Annotated in this window: 24 protein-coding genes; 3 read left to right on the top strand and 21 right to left on the bottom strand. The window is 38.6% G+C overall.

Features of this window, described 5'->3' with window-relative positions; all coding sequences use genetic code 11:
- Window positions 1–86: 86 nt before the first annotated feature.
- Entirely contained in the window at window positions 87–323 is a 237-nt protein-coding gene (locus AC3WSK_RS04510; RefSeq protein ID WP_492412668.1) for a hypothetical protein, read from the bottom strand.
- A 424-nt stretch (window positions 324–747) separates the two neighbouring features.
- Here AC3WSK_RS04510 and AC3WSK_RS04505 point away from each other — a divergent pair, with 424 nt between their 5' ends.
- Window positions 748–1,377, top strand: coding sequence for a DUF7010 family protein (locus AC3WSK_RS04505; protein WP_492412666.1), 630 nt, complete (start codon window positions 748–750; stop codon window positions 1,375–1,377).
- Between the two features lie 306 nt (window positions 1,378–1,683).
- Window positions 1,684–2,208 carry a GNAT family N-acetyltransferase gene (locus tag AC3WSK_RS04500; protein WP_492412664.1) on the top strand — a complete coding sequence of 175 codons (525 nt, stop codon included), beginning with the start codon at window positions 1,684–1,686 and terminating at the stop codon, window positions 2,206–2,208.
- A 306-nt stretch (window positions 2,209–2,514) separates the two neighbouring features.
- Here AC3WSK_RS04500 and AC3WSK_RS04495 read toward each other — a convergent pair whose 3' ends face one another.
- From AC3WSK_RS04495 to AC3WSK_RS04470, 6 genes are all read right to left on the bottom strand, one after another.
- Entirely contained in the window at window positions 2,515–3,498 is a 984-nt protein-coding gene (locus AC3WSK_RS04495) for a biotin--[acetyl-CoA-carboxylase] ligase (RefSeq protein WP_079559936.1), read from the bottom strand.
- A gap of 341 nt (window positions 3,499–3,839) precedes the next feature.
- On the bottom strand, window positions 3,840–5,018 hold the full coding sequence (locus tag AC3WSK_RS04490; RefSeq protein ID WP_079559935.1) for a CCA tRNA nucleotidyltransferase: 1,179 nt from the start codon (window positions 5,016–5,018) through the stop codon (window positions 3,840–3,842).
- Window positions 5,005–6,150 carry an N-acetyl-alpha-D-glucosaminyl L-malate synthase BshA gene (gene bshA / locus AC3WSK_RS04485; protein ID WP_079559934.1) on the bottom strand — a complete coding sequence of 382 codons (1,146 nt, stop codon included), beginning with the start codon at window positions 6,148–6,150 and terminating at the stop codon, window positions 5,005–5,007. The genes AC3WSK_RS04490 and bshA overlap by 14 nt, the downstream gene beginning before the upstream one ends.
- A gap of 33 nt (window positions 6,151–6,183) precedes the next feature.
- Window positions 6,184–6,588: a methylglyoxal synthase gene (gene mgsA, locus AC3WSK_RS04480; RefSeq protein ID WP_079559933.1), complete on the bottom strand. Its 405-nt coding sequence runs from the start codon at window positions 6,586–6,588 to the stop codon at window positions 6,184–6,186.
- A 19-nt stretch (window positions 6,589–6,607) separates the two neighbouring features.
- On the bottom strand, window positions 6,608–7,405 hold the full coding sequence (gene dapB / locus AC3WSK_RS04475) for a 4-hydroxy-tetrahydrodipicolinate reductase (RefSeq protein ID WP_079559932.1): 798 nt from the start codon (window positions 7,403–7,405) through the stop codon (window positions 6,608–6,610).
- Window positions 7,405–7,740: a nucleotide pyrophosphohydrolase gene (locus tag AC3WSK_RS04470; RefSeq protein WP_079559931.1), complete on the bottom strand. Its 336-nt coding sequence runs from the start codon at window positions 7,738–7,740 to the stop codon at window positions 7,405–7,407. Before AC3WSK_RS04470 ends, dapB begins: the two co-directional genes overlap by 1 nt.
- Before the next feature lie 115 nt (window positions 7,741–7,855).
- On the opposite strand from AC3WSK_RS04470, the gene AC3WSK_RS04465 reads away from it, so the two are divergent.
- A complete protein-coding gene (locus AC3WSK_RS04465) occupies window positions 7,856–8,725 on the top strand; it encodes a YitT family protein (protein ID WP_079559930.1) in 870 nt (289 codons plus the stop codon).
- 123 nt (window positions 8,726–8,848) lie between these two features.
- Here AC3WSK_RS04465 and AC3WSK_RS04460 read toward each other — a convergent pair whose 3' ends face one another.
- From AC3WSK_RS04460 to aroC, 14 genes are all read right to left on the bottom strand, one after another.
- Window positions 8,849–9,523: a zinc metallopeptidase gene (locus AC3WSK_RS04460; protein WP_079560351.1), complete on the bottom strand. Its 675-nt coding sequence runs from the start codon at window positions 9,521–9,523 to the stop codon at window positions 8,849–8,851.
- Window positions 9,524–9,583: 60 nt separating this feature from the next.
- Complete coding sequence (gene lhaT, locus AC3WSK_RS04455; RefSeq protein ID WP_427482841.1) at window positions 9,584–10,180, bottom strand: lipoprotein heptaprenylglyceryl N-acetyltransferase LhaT; 597 nt, start codon at window positions 10,178–10,180, stop codon at window positions 9,584–9,586.
- A gap of 566 nt (window positions 10,181–10,746) precedes the next feature.
- Window positions 10,747–11,541 (bottom strand): menaquinol-cytochrome c reductase cytochrome b/c subunit, encoded by a 795-nt coding sequence (locus AC3WSK_RS04450; protein WP_079559928.1) that lies wholly within the window; start codon window positions 11,539–11,541, stop codon window positions 10,747–10,749.
- 42 nt (window positions 11,542–11,583) lie between these two features.
- The gene (qcrB, locus tag AC3WSK_RS04445; protein ID WP_049666761.1) at window positions 11,584–12,258 is read right to left on the bottom strand and encodes a menaquinol-cytochrome c reductase cytochrome b subunit; all 675 of its coding nucleotides are present in this window, start codon (window positions 12,256–12,258) and stop codon (window positions 11,584–11,586) included.
- A gap of 14 nt (window positions 12,259–12,272) precedes the next feature.
- Window positions 12,273–12,779, bottom strand: coding sequence for a Rieske (2Fe-2S) protein (locus tag AC3WSK_RS04440; protein WP_079559927.1), 507 nt, complete (start codon window positions 12,777–12,779; stop codon window positions 12,273–12,275).
- A gap of 154 nt (window positions 12,780–12,933) precedes the next feature.
- On the bottom strand, window positions 12,934–13,383 hold the full coding sequence (locus AC3WSK_RS04435; RefSeq protein ID WP_079559926.1) for a DUF2487 family protein: 450 nt from the start codon (window positions 13,381–13,383) through the stop codon (window positions 12,934–12,936).
- 164 nt (window positions 13,384–13,547) lie between these two features.
- Window positions 13,548–14,105: a ReoY family proteolytic degradation factor gene (locus tag AC3WSK_RS04430; RefSeq protein ID WP_079559925.1), complete on the bottom strand. Its 558-nt coding sequence runs from the start codon at window positions 14,103–14,105 to the stop codon at window positions 13,548–13,550.
- Between the two features lie 14 nt (window positions 14,106–14,119).
- Entirely contained in the window at window positions 14,120–15,388 is a 1,269-nt protein-coding gene (locus AC3WSK_RS04425) for a tetratricopeptide repeat protein (RefSeq protein WP_492412657.1), read from the bottom strand.
- A 317-nt stretch (window positions 15,389–15,705) separates the two neighbouring features.
- On the bottom strand, window positions 15,706–16,992 hold the full coding sequence (aroA, locus tag AC3WSK_RS04420) for a 3-phosphoshikimate 1-carboxyvinyltransferase (protein ID WP_492412655.1): 1,287 nt from the start codon (window positions 16,990–16,992) through the stop codon (window positions 15,706–15,708).
- A 92-nt stretch (window positions 16,993–17,084) separates the two neighbouring features.
- Window positions 17,085–18,185, bottom strand: coding sequence for a prephenate dehydrogenase (locus tag AC3WSK_RS04415; protein ID WP_079559922.1), 1,101 nt, complete (start codon window positions 18,183–18,185; stop codon window positions 17,085–17,087).
- Window positions 18,182–19,282 (bottom strand): histidinol-phosphate transaminase, encoded by a 1,101-nt coding sequence (hisC, locus tag AC3WSK_RS04410; protein ID WP_492412652.1) that lies wholly within the window; start codon window positions 19,280–19,282, stop codon window positions 18,182–18,184. The genes AC3WSK_RS04415 and hisC overlap by 4 nt, the downstream gene beginning before the upstream one ends.
- An 18-nt stretch (window positions 19,283–19,300) precedes the next feature.
- Window positions 19,301–19,669 (bottom strand): chorismate mutase, encoded by a 369-nt coding sequence (gene aroH, locus AC3WSK_RS04405; protein WP_492412650.1) that lies wholly within the window; start codon window positions 19,667–19,669, stop codon window positions 19,301–19,303.
- A complete protein-coding gene (gene aroB, locus AC3WSK_RS04400; RefSeq protein WP_492412648.1) occupies window positions 19,666–20,757 on the bottom strand; it encodes a 3-dehydroquinate synthase in 1,092 nt (363 codons plus the stop codon). The genes aroH and aroB overlap by 4 nt, the downstream gene beginning before the upstream one ends.
- A gap of 3 nt (window positions 20,758–20,760) precedes the next feature.
- Complete coding sequence (gene aroC / locus AC3WSK_RS04395) at window positions 20,761–21,942, bottom strand: chorismate synthase (RefSeq protein WP_427482851.1); 1,182 nt, start codon at window positions 21,940–21,942, stop codon at window positions 20,761–20,763.
- Window positions 21,943–22,218 lie beyond the last annotated feature (276 nt).

The following is a 22,218-nucleotide window of genomic DNA, read 5'->3' as shown; positions in this document are numbered from 1 at the left end:
CTATTTAAGGTCTTAGAGTGAGTCCCTCTTTTTCAGCGGGTGTCCAAACACCCGCTGAAAAGTAGTTTAAATCCGCATTCATCTCATCACCTATAGAGGTGAAAGACTTCTATAACTGCCAAAAACACTTGTAGCTGACGTTTCACTTTCGCTACGAAAACACTTGTAGCTGGCGTTTCACTTTCGCTACGAAAACACTTGCTGAAAGAAGTTAAACATACGACTCCACCACTTTCATACTCCCTTATAATAAATCCTATTCCAGTAAATGATTTGCGGGTTTCATCTTCGATAATTTCAATTTGTACATATTCGTTTTTCATTCTTTCCACTCCCTGAGTATAAATGCTAATTTAACTATGTACATTCCCGCTTGAATAAAGATGTACAAAAATTGCTCTTCCATTTCATACTATTACTGAGGTGTTAGTATACATATTCTATTAGAGATTCGTCTTTAACTCCCCACCACTTAGCCAAAAAATTCCTACGAACACCAGTGTATCCATTGGTTATTGAGTAGGCCCACCTGTAGTCACTACAGTGAAAGCAAAAATATTTTGTACGTTGACGTGGATTCGCTACACTCTCATTCAGGCGTTTTCACAGGATGTGAAGGTCTTAGACTGATTCCTCATTTCAGTGGACGTTTGGACACCTGCTGAAAAGTAACTGACGTTTCACTTTCGCTACGAAAACATTTGCTGAAAGAAGTTAAAATGAAATTGAAAGAGGAGGGTTCATGATATGTCACAAACCATCATTCCTAGAGCTGCTGTGCGCGGAACAGCCTCTGGCGTTATCTTCATGGCATTTTTCGGTACTCTGTGGGCAGGAATTGGAATTAGAGGATTGCACGGCTGGGGATTTCTCTGGCTGTTGATTTTATCCTTGTTGATTGATGTTGTACTGCTTGTTGGAGGAATCGTTTTGATAATGAAATCTAAAAGATTATCAAACGAGATGATGGGAGTGGATTCCCATCGTTGGAAACGAAAAAATTTGTGGTTCGGTATTATTTTCGGTTTAGAAGGCGTTTTGATAGCCACTGCCGCCGTAATTTGTCAATCTACCAATCACTTGGATTTGTTTGTTCCTATTATGGCTCTCATTGTTGGTGCTCATTTCTTTCCCCTAGCGTACCTTTTTCAGGTCAATCTCTATTATATTTCGGGTTCACTTCTTTGCCTGCTATCGGCAATCACACTGTTTACTTTACCTGTAAGAGTTACCTGGGGGAATCACCAAATTATGGTATGGTGGACATCTGTGGGTTTTAGCTCAGCTCTGATATTATGGGGGACCGGTGTAGTAGTTTGGATTACCGGCCATAGATTACTGAACAGGGCTGGGAATAGTGGATCCAAAGAAGCTTAAATCAAAGGCTAGGACAGAATTCTTCTCTCCTTAAAAACGGCACAACATCCATAAATATTTCCTTCCTTGATCATTTCGTTTTTCAATATCTAGAAGGTAGAATTTATACCCATGTGATAATGCCTTTTTAGTAAAAATTTTATATGATTTCCCATTGTATCAGTAACAGATTTCCATTAATTCTATATTAGTCATATTACTATGTAGTGCTAAATTTTTTTAAAGTTAAGGAGGAATCCAAGGTGAAGTGGGTCAAAAACGTCCGTATTCATTTGAAATAAAGTTCGAATTTCGAGGTGGTTTAATATGAAAATTAGAAAAGCAAACATTCAAGACGCTCAAAGTATTGGAAAAGTACATGTTGACAGTTGGCGAACAACTTATAAAGGCATTTTGCCAGATGATTTTTTGAATAAATTATCTTACGAGCAGCGAACAGAGCTATGGAAGAATAATATTTCAGATGCTACGAATTATGTATTGGTGGCTGAAAATGAACAAGGAGAAATAATCGGCTTTGCAACTAGTGGTACACGAAAGACAAATTCAGTAGTAAATTCAACTGATTTGACTTCTATATATCTTTTAGAAGAATATCATGGAAAGGGTATTGGGAAACAACTACTCAAAGAAATATTCACCTATTTTAATCAAAAAGGATACGAAAAAGTATTTGTAGAAGTATTAGCAGAAAATATAACACGTTATTTCTATGAATATTATGGTGCACAATATGTAAATAACATCGAAATTAAAATTGGCGGAAAAATAGTAGAAGAACTTATTTATGTATGGGATGATATTGATACGTTAATAGAAAAAATAAAATAAGCGTTTTTCTTTGGGGGGCATGTAATGAAAACTATAGCGGGAACGATCTCTTTATCGGTTTCTTTTACATTATTCATTTATTTGTTCGGACTAAAAATGGAGCATTCAGTTAAATATGACTCAGGATTGTTTTTTCTTCCAATAATTTTACTAATTCTTTCTCTGATCTTCTTTAGACAAGACTACAAACGAGAAAAAAATATATAGAGCTAAATGTATTTCGAGAAATATGAAAGAACGTATACTTTCACATTCGAAAATATACGTTCTTGATGGATAAGTGAATGCACATTGTAGTTTATGTTTCTATAAAATTTTTATATCTCCAGCATAAATTGTCCGAACTGTGCCATTATCCTCTGTTAGCTGTAGTACACCTTCATCCGTAATCCCACTGGCAATACCTTCAAAGCGCCCACGTAAAGTCGTAACTTCAATACGTTGTCCAATCGTACATGACATTTGTTCCCATAGCTTTTTAATGCTGGAAAAGCCTTCCTTCACGTATAATTCCGTAAATTGTTCTAAGTATTGTAAAATTGATGCGACAAGGGCAGCTCGATTAATTTCTTCACCCGCTTCTAAACGTAAAGATGTAGCAATATCCGCGATTTCTGGTGAGAAATCTGTGTCAACCTGGTTCGCGTTAATACCTATACCTACTAGCAATGCTTGTACACGGTCTGCCTCTGCCTGCATTTCTGTTAATATACCTGTACATTTTTTACCTTTAATAAGCAAATCATTTGGCCATTTAATGGCTGGCTCAATTTGTTTATATAATGTTTTAATAGCCATCGTAATCGCAACTGCTACGACAAGTGTATACGATGAAGCTTGTTGAGGAGTGACATCTGGTCTCACAATAACAGTCATCCAAATACCTGTGCCATTTGCAGATTCCCATGGACGGGCCATACGACCACGACCGGCAGTTTGCTCCTCACCGATTATAATCGTGCCATGTGAAGCACCTTCCTGTGCAAGCTTGTGGGCGATTGTTTGTGTTGAATCTACAACATCAAAATAATGGATTTCACGTCCAAAGTGTTCCGTATTTAAAAATAGTTCAATTTGTGTTGGGCTTAAGCTATTTGGAACACCCGTCAGTACATAGCCCTTTTTCTTTACCGTTTCAAACGTATAGCCTTCCTCCTGTAGCGACTGCATATGTTTCCATACAGCAGTACGTGATACTCCAAGGGAATCTGCTAGCTCCTGACCCGAAACTGCTTCACCATTAGCAGCTAATATTCTTTTTAAAATTTCATCCTTCATAGAAATACTCATGCTAATCAATCCTTTAATAAACTCTGCTATTTAAATTTTTGTTGTTATTTATAAACTTTAATTAGTATTAATCATACTGTAAATTATGACAATTGACCACAATATCATCAAATATCTTTTAGACACTGTTTATTCGTTATTTTTAACTATTTTACTTCGTATCGTTGGATCACCGTCATAACGTAGTACATGGTATACGTATTAACAAACGTCACATCCAACTTTTAAAGATAAGAAAATATATTATAAAATCAAAAAATAGAGCTTAAATTAATAAGGAACCGTCTTATTCTTTTTAAGACGGTTCCTCATCATACAGAAATGATAAAAATCAACGTTTATCATTCTTTTTTGAAATAATCATGTTCTATCCAATTCTTTATGTGCTGTCGGTCATTTTGAAGTTCGCCATTGACAACCGCTTCAAGCATTGCCTGCAATGCTTCTTTTACCCATGGGCCACCTTTTATTCCAGACCATTTTAATAAATTCGTCCCGTTTACAACAAGCTCTTGCTTGTGTCTAATGGGAAGCTTTGTCTGAATTTCTTGTATACTTTGCTGTGGTATTTGAACGTCAAGCTGTCTCAGCTCGGCAAAATAACAAGCTGCCTCGAGTTCCTGTTGTGTATGCGAAAAGTAATCCATATTCGTCCAGCCATTTTTTAAAGCCTTTATGGCTGCTAGCACACCTTTTACAAATGCCATCTCTTTATTCGATAAACGATAGTTACCTAGCACTTCTCGCCAATGATCACCCTGTAACATTGAAAAATATGCCCAGCCTAATAGCTTGTCCTGCGTGTTAAATTTACACCAGTCATCTGCTTGAAAAGTACCACTTAAATGATTCACTAAGCTACTTTCCTCAAGCTTTCTTATACCATTAAAAACATCTTTCCCTACCCATAGCTTATCGAGCTCTGCCTTTATACGCTCCTTTGCAATCCAAGAAATAGTATCAGCCTTGCCCTGCATTGCTTGCAAGGTTTCTGATTCAATTAGAAAACCTAGTTGCGCTGAAAAACGTACGGCTCGCAGCATTCGTAATGCATCTTCCGAAAAGCGTTTCTGTGCGTCACCTACTGCTCGAATGACACCAGCCTCAATATCTTGACGCCCCCCGTAAAAATCAACAAATGAGCCATCACGACGCATCGCTATAGCATTCATCGTAAAGTCTCGGCGCTGTAGATCATCTTTTAGCGAACGTACAAATTGCACTTCCTCTGGTCTACGGTGATCTGTATATTCCCCATCTGTGCGATATGTCGTTACCTCCACCGATCCAGCTGGCACGATAACAAGTACCGTCCCATGCTGAATTCCTATATCAACCGTGTGATTAAAGACAGATTTTACTTCGTCTGGCATGGCGTTTGTTGCAACATCTACATCATGGGCAGGGCGACCGAGTATGGCATCTCGTACCGCACCACCGACGATTACTGCTTCAAAGCCCGCGTTTTCTAGTTGTTCAATAACTGAATAGGCCGCTTGCCATTCTTTATTGTTTTGCATGATTTCTTTCAGCAACCTTTTCATACAATTTTTCATATTGTTCTACAATTTTTGATGAATGGAATTTTTCATCAACAGCACAAATGGCTGCTTCACGGAAACGTTGTAATTTCTCTTCATCACTCAAGAGGTTCACAGCATATTCTGCCACTGCGTCTGTATCTCCTAATTCCACTATAAAACCGTCTACACCGTGTTCAATGACTTCTGGAATACCACCTACAGCCGATCCAATACAAGGTACACCACAAGCCATTGCTTCAAGTAAGACTAATCCGAATGATTCTTGCTGTGATAGTAATAATTTAAGGTCACTGATTGCATACAATTCAGCTAAATTTTCTTGTTTACCTAAAAATAAAACATCCTTCATGTAAGGACTTTCCTTTACTTGATCCATTACACGATGCTTTTCAGGTCCATCTCCTACAAGCAACAGTTTTGCCTTCATGTTTGCGCGAATCTTCATAAATGCGTCTATTATATGAGGAAGATTCTTAATTTTACGGAAGTTAGATACGTGAATAATAACTTTTTCGTCTTCTTCAATTCCGAATTGTTCCTTTAGGCTTCCTGAATTGCGCGGGAAGTATTCACGTTCATCTACAAAGTTGTAAATCGTATTAATCGGCTTTACTGTATCGATAAGCTCATAGGTTTGTTGCTTTAATGCCTCTGACACTGTCGTTACGATATCAGATTTGTCAATGCCATACTTAATTGCCTGTGAAAGAGTGGAATCCTGCCCAAGTACCGAAATATCTGTACCATGTAGCGTTGTGACAATCCCAATGTCACGACCACTCATTTCACGAGCTAAGACAGCACAGACCGCATGTGGTATTGCATAATGCACATGAAGCACATCTAGCTCTTCATCCTTAATCACGTCCGCCATTTTACTCGCTAATGCTATATCATATGGCGAATATTGAAATACTGAATAATTATTAACTTCTACTTCATGGAAAAAGACGGTTGGATAAATTTTATTCAATCGAAATGGTACGCTTGAGGTGATGAAATGAATCTCGTGTCCTCTCTCTGCAAGCATTTTTCCTAATTCTGTTGCAATAACACCAGAGCCTCCAACAGTTGGATAACAGGTAATGCCGATTTTTAGCTTTTTCATTCGATTATCATCCTTTCTAAATCACGCCTTTTTTTAATTTCGTCTTTCTTGAATCAGTCTCCAATCCACAAAGCCTTCCTGTAGGCCTTTTAGTAATATTTCTGCAGTTCCCATATTTGTGGCCAGTGGCACTTGGTAAACATCACAAAGTCGGATCAGTGCAGAAACATCTGGCTCATGTGGTTGTGCTGTTAAAGGATCACGGAAAAAAATGACCATGTCCATATCATTATTGGCAATCATTGCGCCAATTTGTTGATCGCCACCGAGTGGTCCAGAACGAAAACGTGTTACCTCTAAGCCTGTAGCTTCAATAACGCGCTGTCCTGTTGTACCTGTAGCAAACAACGTATGCTCATTTAAAATATTACGGTAAGCAATAGCAAACTGTACTAAATTATCTTTTTTGCGATCATGTGCAATTAATGCGATTTTCATAATGCTTCCATCCCAATCTTTAGATGATGTTTTCTAAACCATATACAAGTTGATCCATTTTCATGACTTCTTCTACACAAAATGCTACACCAGACATAAAAGAATTACGGTTTAATGAATCATGACGAATTGTTAAAAGCTGTCCGTCTCCACCAAATAACACTTGTTGGTGTGCCACTAAACCTGGTAAACGAACAGAGTGAAGGCGCATGCCGTCCAATTCTGCCCCTCTTGCACCCTCAAGTGTTTCTTTTTCCTCTGGATGTCCTTGCATTTTTTGTGCTCGCACCTCTTGAATCAATTGTGCTGTTTTAACAGCTGTTCCAGATGGTGCATCTAACTTTTGATCGTGGTGCATTTCAATAATTTCAACATCAGGTAAATATTTTGCCGCTTCCTTAGCAAACTTCATCATAAGGATTGCCCCTATCGCAAAGTTCGGAGCAATAATGCAGCCAAGCTCTTTTTCTTTAGCCATTGCTGATAATTCCACTAGTTGTGCATCTGTAAAGCCCGTTGTACCAATTACAGGGCGTACATTTAAATGCAAGGCTTCTTTAGTATGTTTATATACTGCATGCGGGTTTGTTAAATCAACTAATACATCTGGTGCAGTTGCCTCTACAAGCTCTGACATGTCTGTAAAGATTGGAGCAGTATAACTTGCTGGAAACATCTCCAAATCAGCTAATGTTTTTCCTACTTCCTTATAATCTAGTACAGCTACTAATTCCATTTTGTCATGCTTCATGACCGTATGTACAGCCTCAGCCCCCATCTTTCCTCTAGGTCCTGCAATAGCTACACGAATTGACATTATTCTTCATCCTTTCTAGTCCAGCGATCTTTATCCCTTGTTTCAAATTTATGTATAACGCGTAAAAGTGCTTCATCTAATTTAATGCCTTGTGCATTTGCAAAGCAAACTAAAACAAAGAAAAAGTCACCTAATTCTTCTTCAATGCTGTTAGCATCCTCTGTACTCTTTTTCTTCTTTTGCCCGTAAACGTCCTGTACCTCGCGAGACAATTCACCAAGTTCCTCAGTTAGACGAGCCAATAACTCAAATGGTGGGAAATAACCTTCCTTAAATTGTCCTATATAATCATCCACACGCTGCTGTAAAGCTTGCATTGTTACTTGTTCAGTCATTTAAATCACACTCCTACTTACCATCGTATAAAATTTACACCATTGTTGTCAAAAACAATAAAATGTCAGATAATAGATAGCACAACTTCAATTGTTTCGGACTACAGGAGGTCATATGCTAAAACAGATCAAAGTCATCAATATCATCGCAATAATGCTCGGAGCTGCAATTTTTAGCTTCGGCTTCGTCCACTTCAACATGCAAAATCAACTTGGTGAAGGTGGCCTAAGTGGGATTACACTCATACTTTATTTTACACTAGGCTGGGACCCTGCCTTCATGAATTTACTATTAAACATTCCTATGTTTATTATTGGTTATCGTTTACTTGGAAAAAAATCATTTATTTATACGCTCGTTGGAACTTTATCTGTTTCAGTTTTCCTAAAAATTTTCCAAAAATATCAATTTACTATTCATTTAGAGGATGATTTACTACTAGTTGCACTTTTTGCAGGAGTTTTTGTTGGATTAGGACTCGGTATCGTCTTTCGCTTCGGTGGTACAACTGGCGGTGTAGATATTTTAGCTCGCCTTGGGCATAAATATTTTGGCTGGAGTATGGGTAAAACGATGTTCATCTTTGACGCAATTGTCATTACACTGTCATGGATAACGTTTTTAGATGCACGCTCTATGATGTATACCCTTGTCGCGGTATTTGTTGGCGCGCGCGTCATTGATTTTGTTCAAGAAGGAGCCTATGCAGCACGTGGAGCACTTATTATATCTGAAAAATCTAGCGCTATTGCTGAAATGATTGCATTACGAATGGAACGCGGTATTACTATACTTGAAGGCCATGGCCATTTTACGAAGCAACAAAAAGAAGTTATTTATTGTGTCATTGGTCGCAATGAAGTTGTACGTTTAAAATCTATTGTTTATGATGTCGATCCTCACGCTTTCGTCTCTATAATAGAAGTACGGGATGTGGCAGGAGAAGGCTTCACGCTCGACGACCAAAAACAACCACTCCATTAAAATGAACAATTTGCCTGTTCTCTCGAATAAAACATTCGTTGAGGTAGGCTTTTTTTTACATATTACAATTTGACGGATTAAAAAACTTGCTATAGTGAAATACCACTACAACAAGTTCTTTAATTAGTCGTCACTTCGCATATTTGTAAAGATTAATACTAAACGTAATAATTCTAATACAGCTACTGCTGCTGCGGCAACATATGTTAATGCTGCAGCGCTTAACACTTTACGCGCTGGACGCTCTTCTTCATTTGTAATAATCCCTAAAGAATTCATTTGCACTAACGCGCGCTTGGATGCATCAAACTCTACTGGCAACGTTACTAATTGGAAAACCACACCTGCTGCCAATAATATGATACCTAAAAGTAACATATTTGTACTACTTGCAAAAATACCAATCATAACAAATATCCAAGACATATTTGATGAAATATTTGCAACCGGCACTAGCTTACTACGTAATGTTAGCATTGAATAAGCTTCTTTATGCTGGATGGCATGGCCAACTTCGTGGGCAGCAACTGCAGCTCCAGCAATACTCGCCTCGTAGAAGTTACTTTCCGATAAAGCAACTGTTTTTGTCGCCGGATTATAATGATCAGATAATACACCTTGTGTTGGAACAACTCGTACATCATATAAGCCATTTGCATCTAAAATCGCACGCGCTATCTCTGCACCAGTTTGTCCCTTCATTGTACGTTCTTTTGCAAACTTATTATACGTGCCCTTTACTTTCATCTGTGCGTAAAGCGGCAGTAGCATTATTATTGCAAAATAAACAATATACATGGTTGTTGACAATTTTCTAACCCCTTTCTATCTCGATACTATAATTCTATAATCAATTACCTAATTCGGCAAATATTTGCGCCACCTAATTGAGAAGATCGCTAGAAAAATGCATGCAATCGATAACCAAAAAGTAAAATAACCGATATAGCTTGTGTAATCCGCTAAATCACGGTACATCGGCATTTGGCCAAATACATAGTCAATCACATCATTATGCAATGTCCATACGGCTGCCACGGCAATATGCCAATATGAAAAAACATATTTACCAAGGTATAGAATCGCTTGGAAGGCCATCATAAAATGCGAGCCTACAAGCATCCAGCCTTGCCAGCCAATAGATCCAGTTTCAATCAACGTCCAAATATTCATCACATCAGCCCAAATTCCATACTTAACTAATGTAATAAGGGCTAGCACCTCCATTAGAGGCCATTTTTTCCCCATGATCCAAGCTAACAATACAAAGCAAAAGAATAAGCTGGCTGTCGGACTATCCGGAACAAAAATATAAAAAATCGGTTCCGTTATAGCAAGCTGCCATCCGTACCAATAATAACCGTAAATAGTTCCTAATAGATTGATAATAAGTAAAAGTATTAAAAATGACTTATGTGTAAGGAGATACCAGACGTTTGCACGTGTAATTTGCATAATTAAAACTCCTTTATCTTCTGTCTTTACTAAGATGCCTTTTTTGTCTGTTATTATGTATTAAATAGTCGTTAATTTGCCACGTTCTTTCAATATTGAATAGTAGCAGTATTTTTTACTTATAACCATAATGTAGGGTTGATTTCCGCTACGACTGGGCGCTTTCCTGCCCAGTCGTAACGAAAATCAACTTATATAGCTTAGGTTTTAACCAATGTCATCCTTACCTTTGTAGATGAGCTTTTTTCTAATATTCCTCTTAAACATAGACTGCATCAAACATTGTGGTATTGCCCACTGTGTAGCACTACATAAATTCTAGTGACTTCCCCGCATTTTCAACAACTTACCGCTTTGCCTCCTCGGTTTGTTCACACATACAGCATTGAATTGCTAGTTTCCCACAGGAGTGAATGGGCATTTGTCTCGATCTTAAATAGTATGTAAATCCTAATAAATATTATTGTTGCAATAATATATTGTACGGGAACTTTTTTGAAGCTGTAACAGTCACATTATTAGACTAGAAAAAAAGAGCCAGTTTCCTGACTCTTTTAAAACAAAGCTTATTCCTTAGCCTTTAAGCTCGCAATAAATTCAGCTAATTGTTTCGCTTCTTCATCTGTACCAGCGAAAGCACCAGCTGGCATATTGCCACGACCATTGTGGATAATATCTTCTACTTCTTCAGCTGTTAGTTTATTACCAACTAATGCTGGAGCAGCTGGACCACCTTTTAAGTCAGCAGCATGACAGCCGATACAAGTTTTAGCTTGTTCACCAGTGTCACCGTTCCAAATTGCAAATCCTGGTAGAGATTCATCAATATCAACCTCAACCTCTTCTACAATTGCACCCATAGCTTTTTGAGCTTCCCAGTCATGGTTAACAACTGACTCCCAAGTTAAGTAGAACATAGCAGCCAATGTCAATAACATAAACGCTGTTGGTAATGGGCGTTTAGATGGACGACGTTCTGGACTTTTATCTAAAAATGGCATTAATAATAGCGCTCCAAATGCAAGACCTGGAATTACAATTGCTCCAATAACATTATATGGACCTGAAGCATATGAGTATTTTAATAATTGATACATGAATAAGAAGTACCAGTCCGGTAATGGCACGTATGCTCTTGTTGGATCAGCTGGTCCTTCAAGAGGTGATGGATGTGCAACTGTTAATAATAAATAAGCTATTAAAAATACAGCACCAACCATCCATTCTTTTAGTAAGAAGTTCGGCCAGAAAGCTTCCGTCTTACCTGGATATTCGGAATAATCCTTTGGAACGTTCGGCATTTTGTGATTCGCTTTAATACGAGAATCACCAACAAATTTCATTCCTTTTCCGCGATGCATTATGTCCCCTCCTTTAAAAAATCATCGAACCGTCAAGAACTATTACAACGGCCCTGAAATTCCTTGACGACGAATCATGATAAAGTGTGCTGCAAGTAACCCAAACAATACTGCAGGTAAGAAGAATACATGAATCGCAAAGAATCGTGTTAACGTTTGAGCACCAAGAATAGTTGAGTCACCCGCTAATAAGATTTTAATCCATTCACCGATAAACGGTACAGATGCAGCAATTTCGATACCTACTTTTGTAGCGAATAATGCTTTCATATCCCATGGTAATAAGTATCCTGTAAAACCAAGACCCATCATTACACCAAAAATACCTACACCAACCATCCAGTTTAATTCACGTGGTTTCTTATAAGAACCTGTGAAGAATACACGAAGCGTGTGTAAGAACATCATTACGATTACTAATGAAGCTCCCCAGTGGTGCATACCGCGTACGATTTCACCAAATGCTACTTCGTTTTGTAAATAATAAACTGATTTCCAAGCATTCACTACGTCTGGTACATAGTACATTGTTAAAAACATACCTGATAGTATTTGAATTACCGTGATGAAGAAAGTTAATCCACCGAAACAGTAAACGAATGCTGAAAAATGATGTGCAGGGTTCACGTGCTCTGGCACTTCGTGGTCGGCAATATCACGCCAAATAGGTGTAATATCTAAGCGTTCATCGACCCAATCATAAATTTTATTTAGCACTGTTTTGTACCCCCTTACTTAACTAGAGTATTTGCTTTAGTTGGACCAAGCAATAAGTAACCATCTTCTTCTTTAACTTCATATTCATCCAACGGACCTGTTGGTGGTGTTCCTGGTATGTTTTTACCATTCTTCTCGTAACGTCCAGCATGACAAGGACAGAAGAATTGATCTGGGTGTGCAGAATCTTCTCCCCAGTTCACCATACAACCTAAGTGCTTACAAACAGGAGATAATGCAACGATTTGATCGCCTTCTTTGAAAACCCACGCTACGTTTGTTACCTCTGATTTGTACCATGCATCAACTTGTTCAAATTTTAAGTCAACTTTAATAGGTTCTTTAGTAATATCAGCGATTTTATGCTCTGTCTTTATAAAGTCCCCACCAGTATGTTTTTGTAGTACTGGGTCAATTGCAAAACGAAGCATCGGCATCAGCATACCTGCCGCCATAAAGCCACCTACACCAGTTAGTGTATAGCTTAGGAATTGACGACGTGAAACTCGATTATTACTCATTTTTTTCCCCCCTCTAACTTAAAGGTCAGTCCAACGGACATTTTTTTACAAATAGTAATACTAGGACATATCTATGATATATCAACTCCATAGCTTGGTCAATATAGCATTCTGTGGAAAGCTGGAGAATGTGAACATTTATTGAAACAAATTGTTAAATCTGTGCCCATTTGGTCGAAAGCATCGGAATAACTTGTCGCAATTGATCTTCAAGAATAGAGTTTTTCACACCTTTATCCATACTTTCTAACGGAATCGCTGGTAGCCAAACAACATTTACTTCCTCTCCAATATTTGTCCAAAAATGGTCACAAGTAATGAAGAACACATGCTTAAAACCAGCATTATGTAATTGTGCCTCTAATTCCTTCGGCATATCTTCGCTTTTTAATGTTGCACTATACGAAAATGGTGGCATCAGTAATAGACGGCCTTTAAACTGTTGCTCAATAAAAGATGTAAGCGATAACAAAAAATCTGCCTCTGTACCACTCTGTTTCATTTTTTCAGGAGATAAATCGACGGTTACGAGTGGAACAATTGCTGTATCGATAAATTCCTTCTGTGCCATAAACGATGTCACATCGCTTGCATTAAAATACATCTCACAAACCTCCTCATGTTACATATAACGTAACTACGTAATGAAAATAAAAAAATGCCCTTCTCCACTCTTCAATAGGATAACCAATAAAAAGTGAAAACAATCATTCACTTGTTATGTTATCATATTGAGGTAGATAAAGGACATTCAATTTTTGCCTATAACTAATGTAAATTAGCAGTTTCCTTTAGAGCTTGTAACAAATTAGACAATTCATAAAACCGCTCTTCATCTCCTTGATCGAGAGCTTCATCAATTTGTGCGAGTAATTTTTCTTCTTGGAATACGAGTAAGCTGTTGGAAAGCAGCTCTTCTGCCAGTAAACGATCTTTTTCACTGACAATCAGTGCTTCCGGCATATAAGGGTTTTCTTCAAGAACTGCTAAGTATTGTGCACTTGGAGGTACATTAGGAAAATTCAATTGTATATACATATCTTCATGTTCATGTAAGCGTAAATCATGAAAAGATTTCTCAGCATCTGCTGTCATTACATTACCTTTGTAGAAACGAAATGGCACACCTGTTGAGTCAACTGTTGACATTACCATTGCTCTAGGGCAATAATGAGCTTCTTCAACAAATCGAATTCGTTTTAATAACTCATCGTTGCTTAATAAGTAATTCAAAATCCATACACACTCACGACGTTTCAATTGATAATTCTTTAAAAACCATCTAACAAATGCTTTTTTATCGACAACTGATACAGAAGCAGTCATACCCACTCCCTCCTTTACTCAAATTCTAAGGTTTCTAACTTCTCTTGCCACTCTAGTTCACCAGGTTGAATAGTTATTAATTGGCTAAGTGCTTCTTTTGCTTCTGAACGCTTTCCTTCTTCTAATAGGAAATAAACATATTTTTCTAAAAATGCTGCGTCTTCCTTAAAATCATTATATGCCAAACGGTAAAATTCGTATGCACGGTCGTACAATTCTAAATTTTCATATGCAACCGCAGCAAATGGGTATAATGTGCTCCATTCAAAATCATTTTTTTGCAACTCTTCAAATAATTCTATTACATCCTCATGACGCTCTTGCTGTGCCAACACAGAGATTAATGCCAATACTGCCTCCATGTATTCAGGATCTAAGGCAATAGCTTCACGTAGATGCTGTTCACCCTCATCTGGCAAACCAGTTTTTAAAGCCATTTTACCTGCAAATAAATATAAGGACTTATCATATTCATCACGCTTTAATCCTTCTAGAATGGCAGCATAAGCTTTTTTATTGTCCTCCGTCATGGCATAGCTTTCAGCAAGCAATAAATAGGCAGAAAAATAATCAGGGTCTAATTCTTTTAATTCTTCTAATTGTTTAATGGCCATCTCATATTTTTGTGATTGAAAGGCCGAATATGCAGCACCAAATAAAACATCTGGCTTTATTTCATCGTCAAGTGCTTTTAAATAGTAATCTAAAGCCGTTTCATAGGCAGCTCCAGCACGATACACCTCAGCAAGTCTTTCAACAAGACTTATCCCTGCAAATTCAACTTGTTGTTCATATAATTCTTCATATAGTCTCGCAGCCTCTAAAAAACGACCCGTTTCAAATAAAAGCTCCGCTTTAGCAAATTGTAATAATGGCTCGTCTGGTAATATAGATAGGGCCTCATTAATACGCATTTCCGCTACTTCGAATAACCCTTGCATTTGATAATAATCCGCTAATACTAATAATGCTTGGGGATATTCTGGAGATGTCTCCTCTATTTCTAATAAAAAATCTAGCGCTTCATCTTCAGCGCCAAGTTCCATTAAGACGTTTGCACGATCAATTTTCAACTGTGCCTCTTCTGGGAATAAAAATTGTAAATGCTCCAGTACACGGTCAGCTTCCTTCATATACCCATACTGCATAAACATTTCTGCTAGCGTATAAATTTCCTCAGGTAGCTCCTTCGTTAAAAATGATTCAAGTAGCTGTTCAATTAATGCTAAGTCTCCTTGTTCAAGTGCTTGCATCATTTCAGTCATCGCATTGTTCACAGTCATTCACCTATTCTTTCATTTATATCTTTATGCTACAAAACATTTTCTTTCGAAACAAGAAAAAACTCCCCAAAAGACTTGGAGAGTCAGGATTAATTTCGCCTTGGCGCAATTTAGTCCGGATTTTGAATTGTGCCCAGGTCTGCACACGATGGCCGACACGATGTCGGCCATTTCGGTATTGGCACAGAACATGGCATGCTTAAGAGTGAGTTCCTACATTTCAGTAGGCGTTTGGTACATCCACTAAAAAGAAACCTCAACCGCAATCATCTCTCCACAGTCAGAGGTAGGAGTATTCTGCTGAATAAAGATAGACTTTACTTTACTTCCTCTATGTGCTCGAAAAACGATGGATAAGAAACCGCAATACATTCTGCATCATCTAAAGTTATAGTACCGTCTGTTATTAATGCAGCAACAGCGCCCATCATGCCTATACGATGATCACCGTAAGTTTTTAAGTGAACACCACGTAATGGAGTTGGTCCTTCAATAATCATTCCATCCTCAGTCGCTTCAATAGAAGCACCTAGTTTTTTCAATTCATCCACTACAGCCGTTATCCGATCTGTTTCCTTCACTTTTAACTCCTCGGCATCCTTAATAATCGTTTTGCCATTTGCCTGCGTTGCTAATAAAGCAAGAATCGGGATTTCATCGATAAGACGAGGAATAATATCTCCTTCAATTGTAGTTCCTTTTAATGCTGACGTTTCTATTGTAATTGTTGCTGTCGGCTCTGATTGGCTATCTTCATTCGGCATAACCGTTATCGATGCGCCCATATTATGAAGTACTTCGATGATACCATCTCGCGTTGGATTAATTCCGACATTTTCCAGCGTTATTTTACTACCTTCACAAATAGCTCCTGCTACTAAGAAAAATGCTGCTGATGAAATATCACCTGGTACAGAAACATGCGTCCCCGTTAGAGTTTGCCCTCCTTGTAATGCAATAACACCATCCACCTCGTCAACCCGTGCACCAAATTGACGTAGCATTCTCTCAGTATGATCTCGAGATACTTCCGTTTCTCGCACAATTGTAGTACCTTCAGCACGTAAACCCGCAAGTAAAATAGCTGACTTCACCTGAGCACTCGCAACAGGCATGTGGTAATCAATAGCTTGTAATGTTGTACCTTGAATGGCTAATGGTGTATATTGTCCATCTGCCCTTCCAGTAATGTGTGCACCCATTTGACGTAACGGATCAATAACACGGCGCATCGGTCGTTTTCCAATGGACGCATCTCCTGTCATTACTGAGTGGACATTAGATCCGGCTAGAATCCCTAGCATCAAACGCGTCGTCGTACCAGAGTTTCCTGTGTATAGTACCTCAGTGGGCTCTTGCCACCCCTCTATACCTGGACTGTCGATAGATACATTTGTTCCTTCCACGTCAATCTTCACACCAAGCTTTCGGAAGCAATCAATTGTACTCAAACAATCCTCCCCTAATAAAAAGCCATCCACTGTCGTTTTACCCGTTGCAATCGCTCCAAACATAACGGAACGGTGAGAAACAGATTTATCACCTGGAATCGTTAAAGTCCCTTGTAAGGAAGGTTTATCATATTGTAATACTTTTTCACTCATCGTTTTCTTCCCCCCAATATGAAGATAGAAAGCGCCGTAATTTCGACGCTTTCTTTAAAAAATGTATTTCTTATTAAGCTTTTCTAGTCTGCCTATGAAATATATGTTTCATATTTAGCACGCTTTTGTATACACGCTGCTGCTCGTTCACGGTCACTTTCGCTTTGTAAGCTAATAACAAGGATTCCGAACACGTCCTCTCGTGACTCTACGATACGTAAATTCGTAATACTAATCGCTTCATCTGCAAGTATGCCTATCACCTCAGAAATAACACCCGGATAGTCAGGAACATCAACATATAAGTCAAATGATGTAAACATTGCTCCAGCACTAATCGGTAATTCATCTCTTAGCTCTTTGGCAACTGCAAAGTATTTTTCAATGTCCTCCGAGCTACCATTTAACAGGAGCTCCTTAACACGACTCATTTCCTTTTCCCAGCCATCTAGCTGTGCAATTAGCTCATCTCGATTTTGCAATGTAATATCTCGCCATAAAATCGGATTGGATGACGCAATACGCGTTACATCACGGAAGCCCCCTGCAGCAAGTGAACGTGTCATCGGATACTCACCATTTTCTCCGCCCAACTGGTGCACAAGAGAAGCAGCAATTACATGCGGGAAGTGACTAACTACAGCTGTCATATGATCATGCTCACGAGCAGATACACTTACAACCTTTGCATGTGTAAACTTTAATAAACTTTCAAGCTGTGCCATATGGACAATTTCTTCACCAGCAAGTGGTGTTAGCATATAATACGCATTTTCAAAAAGGTGAGCCTTTGCAGCTAAAACACCGCTTTTATGTGAGCCTGCCATTGGATGTCCTCCAATAAAGGTAATGCCTAACTCACGTAGTTCCCCAGCCTTTTGCATAATCCTCTTTTTTGTACTACCTGTATCTGTTACGATTACTTTATTTTTCAACGGCCATGTTTTTAATTGTTCCATCCATTCAAGAGTTGCGTTAACGGGAGTTCCAAAAATGATAACATCTACGTCGTCCACCACTTCTTTTGGATCTGTCACAATATCATGCACAATATTTAACGTTTTCGCATGTTCACGTGTTTTCTCATCCATATCATAGCCAATAATTTTTGTTTCGGGTGCCTTTTGTAACGCTAAGGCAATTGAGCCTCCAATGAGGCCTAGCCCAATAACGAGCACTTTACGTGTCGTCATGCAAAAACTCCTTGCTCTTTTAAGACGTTTTCAAGGTGACCTAGCAACGCTTCATTTTGAGCCTCTGTTCCGATTGTCACGCGGATAAACCCAGGTAATCCTAATGCATTTCCACTACGGATGATAAAGCCTCGTTTCATTAGCTCATTGAAAACAACATCACTATCGGCATTCGTATTAAAGAAAATAAAGTTCGTATCAGACGGGAAGTATTGCAAATTATGCTTTTCACAAAAATCAATATATTGTTTTTTACCTTTTTCATTTGCTTCTCGGCAAGCCTTTATAAAATCTTGATCACTTAAAGCGATTGTCGCAACCGCTTGACTTAGAATTGTATTATTAAATGGCGACCTTACGGGATCTAGTTTAGCAATCACGTCTGGTTGCCCAATTGCATAACCAACTCGGAAAGAAGCAAGACCATATGCTTTTGAGAATGTACGCAACAATAGTACATTTGGAAACTCGTCAATAATAGGTAGAGTATCTTTGTGACCAGGATGTGTTACGTATTCGATGTAAGCTTCATCTAATACTACTAGCACATCACTTGGTACTTTAGCTAAAAATGCTCGTAATTCAACATCTGGTATCACAACACCTGTTGGATTATTTGGACTACAAACCCAAACGACCGATGTGTTTTCATCAATTGCTGCTATCATTGCTGCTAGGTCATGTGTACCTTCGATACAAGGAATTTTACGTACCTCCGCACCTTCTATTGCAGCATTATGCCAGTATTGAGAGAAAGATGGGTCTGCCATCACTGTGTTTACACCTGGATACAACAATGCACGAGTAATAATCGCAATGATATCGTCGGAGCCGTTACCAAAAAGAAGCTGTGTTTCTTTGACACCTAGATTATTTGCAACAGCTGTACGTAAATTTTGCGCATAGCCGTCTGGATAGATAGCATGATTTACTGAATTATTTTGTAAATAAGCAGTTACCTTAGGTGAGCACCCAAATGGGTTTTCGTTAGATGCTAATTTTACGACTTCTTGTAAGCCATATTCTCGTTGTACTTCTTCAATTGGTTTACCAGGCTTATATGCTTGCATACCGTCCAGTTGTTGTTTCCATTTCATCTTAAACATCTCCTCTAATTATTTAGCTTGGGCTAAATCTGGTCTTAATTTCACTGCATCATTGAGATACAAGTGTTTTACATCTTTTTGTGCCACTTCTACATTCGCATGTATTAATACACGAATACAAAGTGGCAGTGCGTTTGGCACGGCCATTTCATGCGTACACATGACAGGTACATATTGCCATCCGTCCATTAACCGTACAGCACGTGCAGGAAATGCTGACGTAATATCAGGTGTTGTGGAAATAAGTATGGAAGCAATATCATCGATTTCCACGTTATTTGCTGTTACTACTTCACGCACTAATCTTGCTGTCTCATCCCATACAAGCTCTGGCCTGTCAGATTCAATTGTAATTGCTCCTCTAAGTCCACGAATCATACAAGCACCTCCGCTAATAGCTGTCGGAATTCGGTGTCTACTTCTCTGCATTCTGCTAAATCAATTGGTTGCACGAAAGGTTTACCGATTTCATCCAATAATACAAATTGTAAAATACCATACTCCGCTTTTTTATCTTTCATTAAATACTCTGTTAACTGATCAAAAGTATACATTTTCACAGATTCAAATGGATAGCCATTCTTCACTGCAAAATGTAAAAATGCTGTAGTGAAGTTACGGTCTAATTTTCCGTATCTTTCACTTAATAATAAACAATACACGAGTCCAATCATTACAGCCTCGCCATGCGCTACTTTTCCATAACCAGCGGCCGCTTCAATGGCATGACCATAAGTATGACCTAAGTTTAAAAATTTCCGCACGGATTGCTCGGTTTCGTCCTCTGCTACTATTTGCGCTTTTACTTCAATTCCTTTTCTAAGCTGCTTCGCTAATTCTTCTGTGCTGAAATGAATAACCGTCTCTACAGCCATTAATTCCGCTAACCACGCTGCATTCGAAATCATCGCATGCTTGATCACTTCAGCTGTTCCTGAACGTACTTCACGCTCAGGTAAGCTGTCGATAAATATAGTATCGTAAATGACTCCCTCAGGTTGATAAAACGCCCCAATCATATTCTTACCTAGTGGATGGTTAATAGCTGTCTTACCGCCTACCGCTGAGTCATGTGCTAAAATCGTTGTTGGAATTTGAATAAACGGCACCCCTCGCATATATGTGGCAGCAACAAAGCCTGTTAAATCACCTACAGCACCCCCACCAAATGCAAAAACAAATGATTTACGTGAGCATTTTTGTTCAAGTAAAAACGTTTGTGCCGCAAAGTATTGTTCGAAGGTTTTACATGCCTCACCACCTGGTAAGACAAAGACCTCAAAATGATAAGGGAAATTAGCCTTGAAATAATCTCCTTGCGCTGCCCACACATTAGCATCCGTAAAAACGATGAGTTTATCGGCTTTTTGAAGCTGATCATCGAATTCTTTTACTGCTTCTGCCAAAAAATTATGACCAATGACAACCTCATATTGATGTGACTTCGTCGCTACTGGTACTCGCATAAATTAGAACCCCTTTGTAGATCGACGGTGTTCGTCGATTTGAGCTTTTAGTTGAGGTAATTGATCGCTATGGAATTGTTCTACAATTGCATTCGCTATTTCCCAGGCAATAACATGCTCAGCAACAACTGATGCTGCTGGTACTGCACAGCTATCAGAGCGTTCTACACTAGCTTTAAATGGCTCTTTCGTTTCAATATCAACACTTTGTAACGGTTTATATAATGTAGGAATTGGCTTCATTACACCACGTACAACAATTGGCATTCCAGTAGACATTCCACCTTCTAAGCCGCCAAGTCGATTCGTTGCACGTGTATAGCCTTCTTCCTCTGACCAAATAATTTCATCATGGACTTCAGAGCCTTTACGGCGTGCCATTTCAAATCCGATTCCAAATTCAACACCTTTAAATGCATTGATAGATAACATGGCAGCTGCTAATTTCGAATCTAGCTTTCGGTCATAATGAACATAAGAACCAACACCGGCTGGCATTCCTTCTACAATGACTTCAACAACACCACCAATTGAGTCTCCTGCTTTTTTCGCTTCATCGATTGCTGCCACCATTTTTGCGGAAGCCTCTGGGTCAACACAATAGCAAGGATCAGCTTCAACAATGGCACGAATTTCATCTACTGATTTTCCTTCTACTAAGGAAGTGTCTGCTTTAATACCAATGATTTCTGTTACATGTGCCACTATGGAAATACCTAATTCATTTAAAAGCGCTTTTGCAACAGAACCTACAGCTACACGAACTGTTGTCTCACGCGCTGAAGAACGCTCTAACACATTACGTAAATCACGGTGTCCATATTTCATGCCCCCTACTAGATCTGCATGTCCTGGACGAGGACGTGAAATTTGACGTTTAATATCTTCAGGATTCACATCTTCTGCTAATGGTTCTGCTCCCATAATTTTTGTCCAGTGCTTCCAGTCATCATTTGTGACTACTAGCGCTACGGGAGAACCAAGTGTTTGTCCATGACGAACACCAGCAACAATATCTACTGTATCCGTTTCGATTTGCATACGGCGACCTCGCCCATGTCCTCCTTGACGACGCTTTAAATCGTGGTTAATTTTTTCTGCTGTAATTGGTAAGAGCGATGGTAAACCTTCAATAATTGTTGTTAATTGGGGGCCATGTGACTCTCCCGCTGTTAAGTAACGCATAAACACTTTCTCCCTTCAACTCGCTAAAGTATGTATTTTTCACTATAACATATATTCTCTAAAAAAACAGTCCTTTTGCAAATGTCTTTCAAGACTCGTTTCAATTGTTTGCAAATTCCGAATTACCCAGCAACTTTATCCGTTTTTAAATTAGAATATTCTGAATGATGTACATAGAAAAATCTCCACTAATCATTAATCTTCACCAACCATGCTTTTACGATAACTAATAAAAAATACGCTTTTTGCTTATGGCAAAGCGAAAAGCGTACGATT

The organism is Lysinibacillus sp. EB271-A1-10B (assembly GCF_058791335.1).
The sequence above is the reverse complement of the archived record's forward strand: the minus strand, read 5'-3'. Positions and strand labels throughout refer to the sequence as shown.

Excerpts from the sequence above, each read along its gene's own strand:
- AC3WSK_RS04510 (WP_492412668.1), bottom strand. The coding sequence starts at position 323 with ATGAAAAACGAATATGTACAAATTGAAATTATCGAAGATGAAACCCGC.
- AC3WSK_RS04505 (WP_492412666.1), top strand. The coding sequence starts at position 748 with ATGTCACAAACCATCATTCCTAGAGCTGCTGTGCGCGGAACAGCCTCT.
- AC3WSK_RS04500 (WP_492412664.1), top strand. The coding sequence starts at position 1,684 with ATGAAAATTAGAAAAGCAAACATTCAAGACGCTCAAAGTATTGGAAAA.
- AC3WSK_RS04495 (WP_079559936.1), bottom strand. The coding sequence starts at position 3,498 with ATGAGTATTTCTATGAAGGATGAAATTTTAAAAAGAATATTAGCTGCT.
- AC3WSK_RS04490 (WP_079559935.1), bottom strand. The coding sequence starts at position 5,018 with ATGCAAAACAATAAAGAATGGCAAGCGGCCTATTCAGTTATTGAACAA.
- bshA (WP_079559934.1), bottom strand. The coding sequence starts at position 6,150 with ATGAAAAAGCTAAAAATCGGCATTACCTGTTATCCAACTGTTGGAGGC.
- mgsA (WP_079559933.1), bottom strand. The coding sequence starts at position 6,588 with ATGAAAATCGCATTAATTGCACATGATCGCAAAAAAGATAATTTAGTA.
- dapB (WP_079559932.1), bottom strand. The coding sequence starts at position 7,405 with ATGTCAATTCGTGTAGCTATTGCAGGACCTAGAGGAAAGATGGGGGCT.
- AC3WSK_RS04470 (WP_079559931.1), bottom strand. The coding sequence starts at position 7,740 with ATGACTGAACAAGTAACAATGCAAGCTTTACAGCAGCGTGTGGATGAT.
- AC3WSK_RS04465 (WP_079559930.1), top strand. The coding sequence starts at position 7,856 with ATGCTAAAACAGATCAAAGTCATCAATATCATCGCAATAATGCTCGGA.
- AC3WSK_RS04460 (WP_079560351.1), bottom strand. The coding sequence starts at position 9,523 with ATGTATATTGTTTATTTTGCAATAATAATGCTACTGCCGCTTTACGCA.
- lhaT (WP_427482841.1), bottom strand. The coding sequence starts at position 10,180 with ATGCAAATTACACGTGCAAACGTCTGGTATCTCCTTACACATAAGTCA.
- AC3WSK_RS04450 (WP_079559928.1), bottom strand. The coding sequence starts at position 11,541 with ATGCATCGCGGAAAAGGAATGAAATTTGTTGGTGATTCTCGTATTAAA.
- AC3WSK_RS04440 (WP_079559927.1), bottom strand. The coding sequence starts at position 12,779 with ATGAGTAATAATCGAGTTTCACGTCGTCAATTCCTAAGCTATACACTA.
- AC3WSK_RS04435 (WP_079559926.1), bottom strand. The coding sequence starts at position 13,383 with ATGTATTTTAATGCAAGCGATGTGACATCGTTTATGGCACAGAAGGAA.
- AC3WSK_RS04430 (WP_079559925.1), bottom strand. The coding sequence starts at position 14,105 with ATGACTGCTTCTGTATCAGTTGTCGATAAAAAAGCATTTGTTAGATGG.
- AC3WSK_RS04425 (WP_492412657.1), bottom strand. The coding sequence starts at position 15,388 with ATGACTGTGAACAATGCGATGACTGAAATGATGCAAGCACTTGAACAA.
- aroA (WP_492412655.1), bottom strand. The coding sequence starts at position 16,992 with ATGAGTGAAAAAGTATTACAATATGATAAACCTTCCTTACAAGGGACT.
- AC3WSK_RS04415 (WP_079559922.1), bottom strand. The coding sequence starts at position 18,185 with ATGACGACACGTAAAGTGCTCGTTATTGGGCTAGGCCTCATTGGAGGC.
- hisC (WP_492412652.1), bottom strand. The coding sequence starts at position 19,282 with ATGAAATGGAAACAACAACTGGACGGTATGCAAGCATATAAGCCTGGT.
- aroH (WP_492412650.1), bottom strand. The coding sequence starts at position 19,669 with ATGATTCGTGGACTTAGAGGAGCAATTACAATTGAATCTGACAGGCCA.
- aroB (WP_492412648.1), bottom strand. The coding sequence starts at position 20,757 with ATGCGAGTACCAGTAGCGACGAAGTCACATCAATATGAGGTTGTCATT.
- aroC (WP_427482851.1), bottom strand. The coding sequence starts at position 21,942 with ATGCGTTACTTAACAGCGGGAGAGTCACATGGCCCCCAATTAACAACA.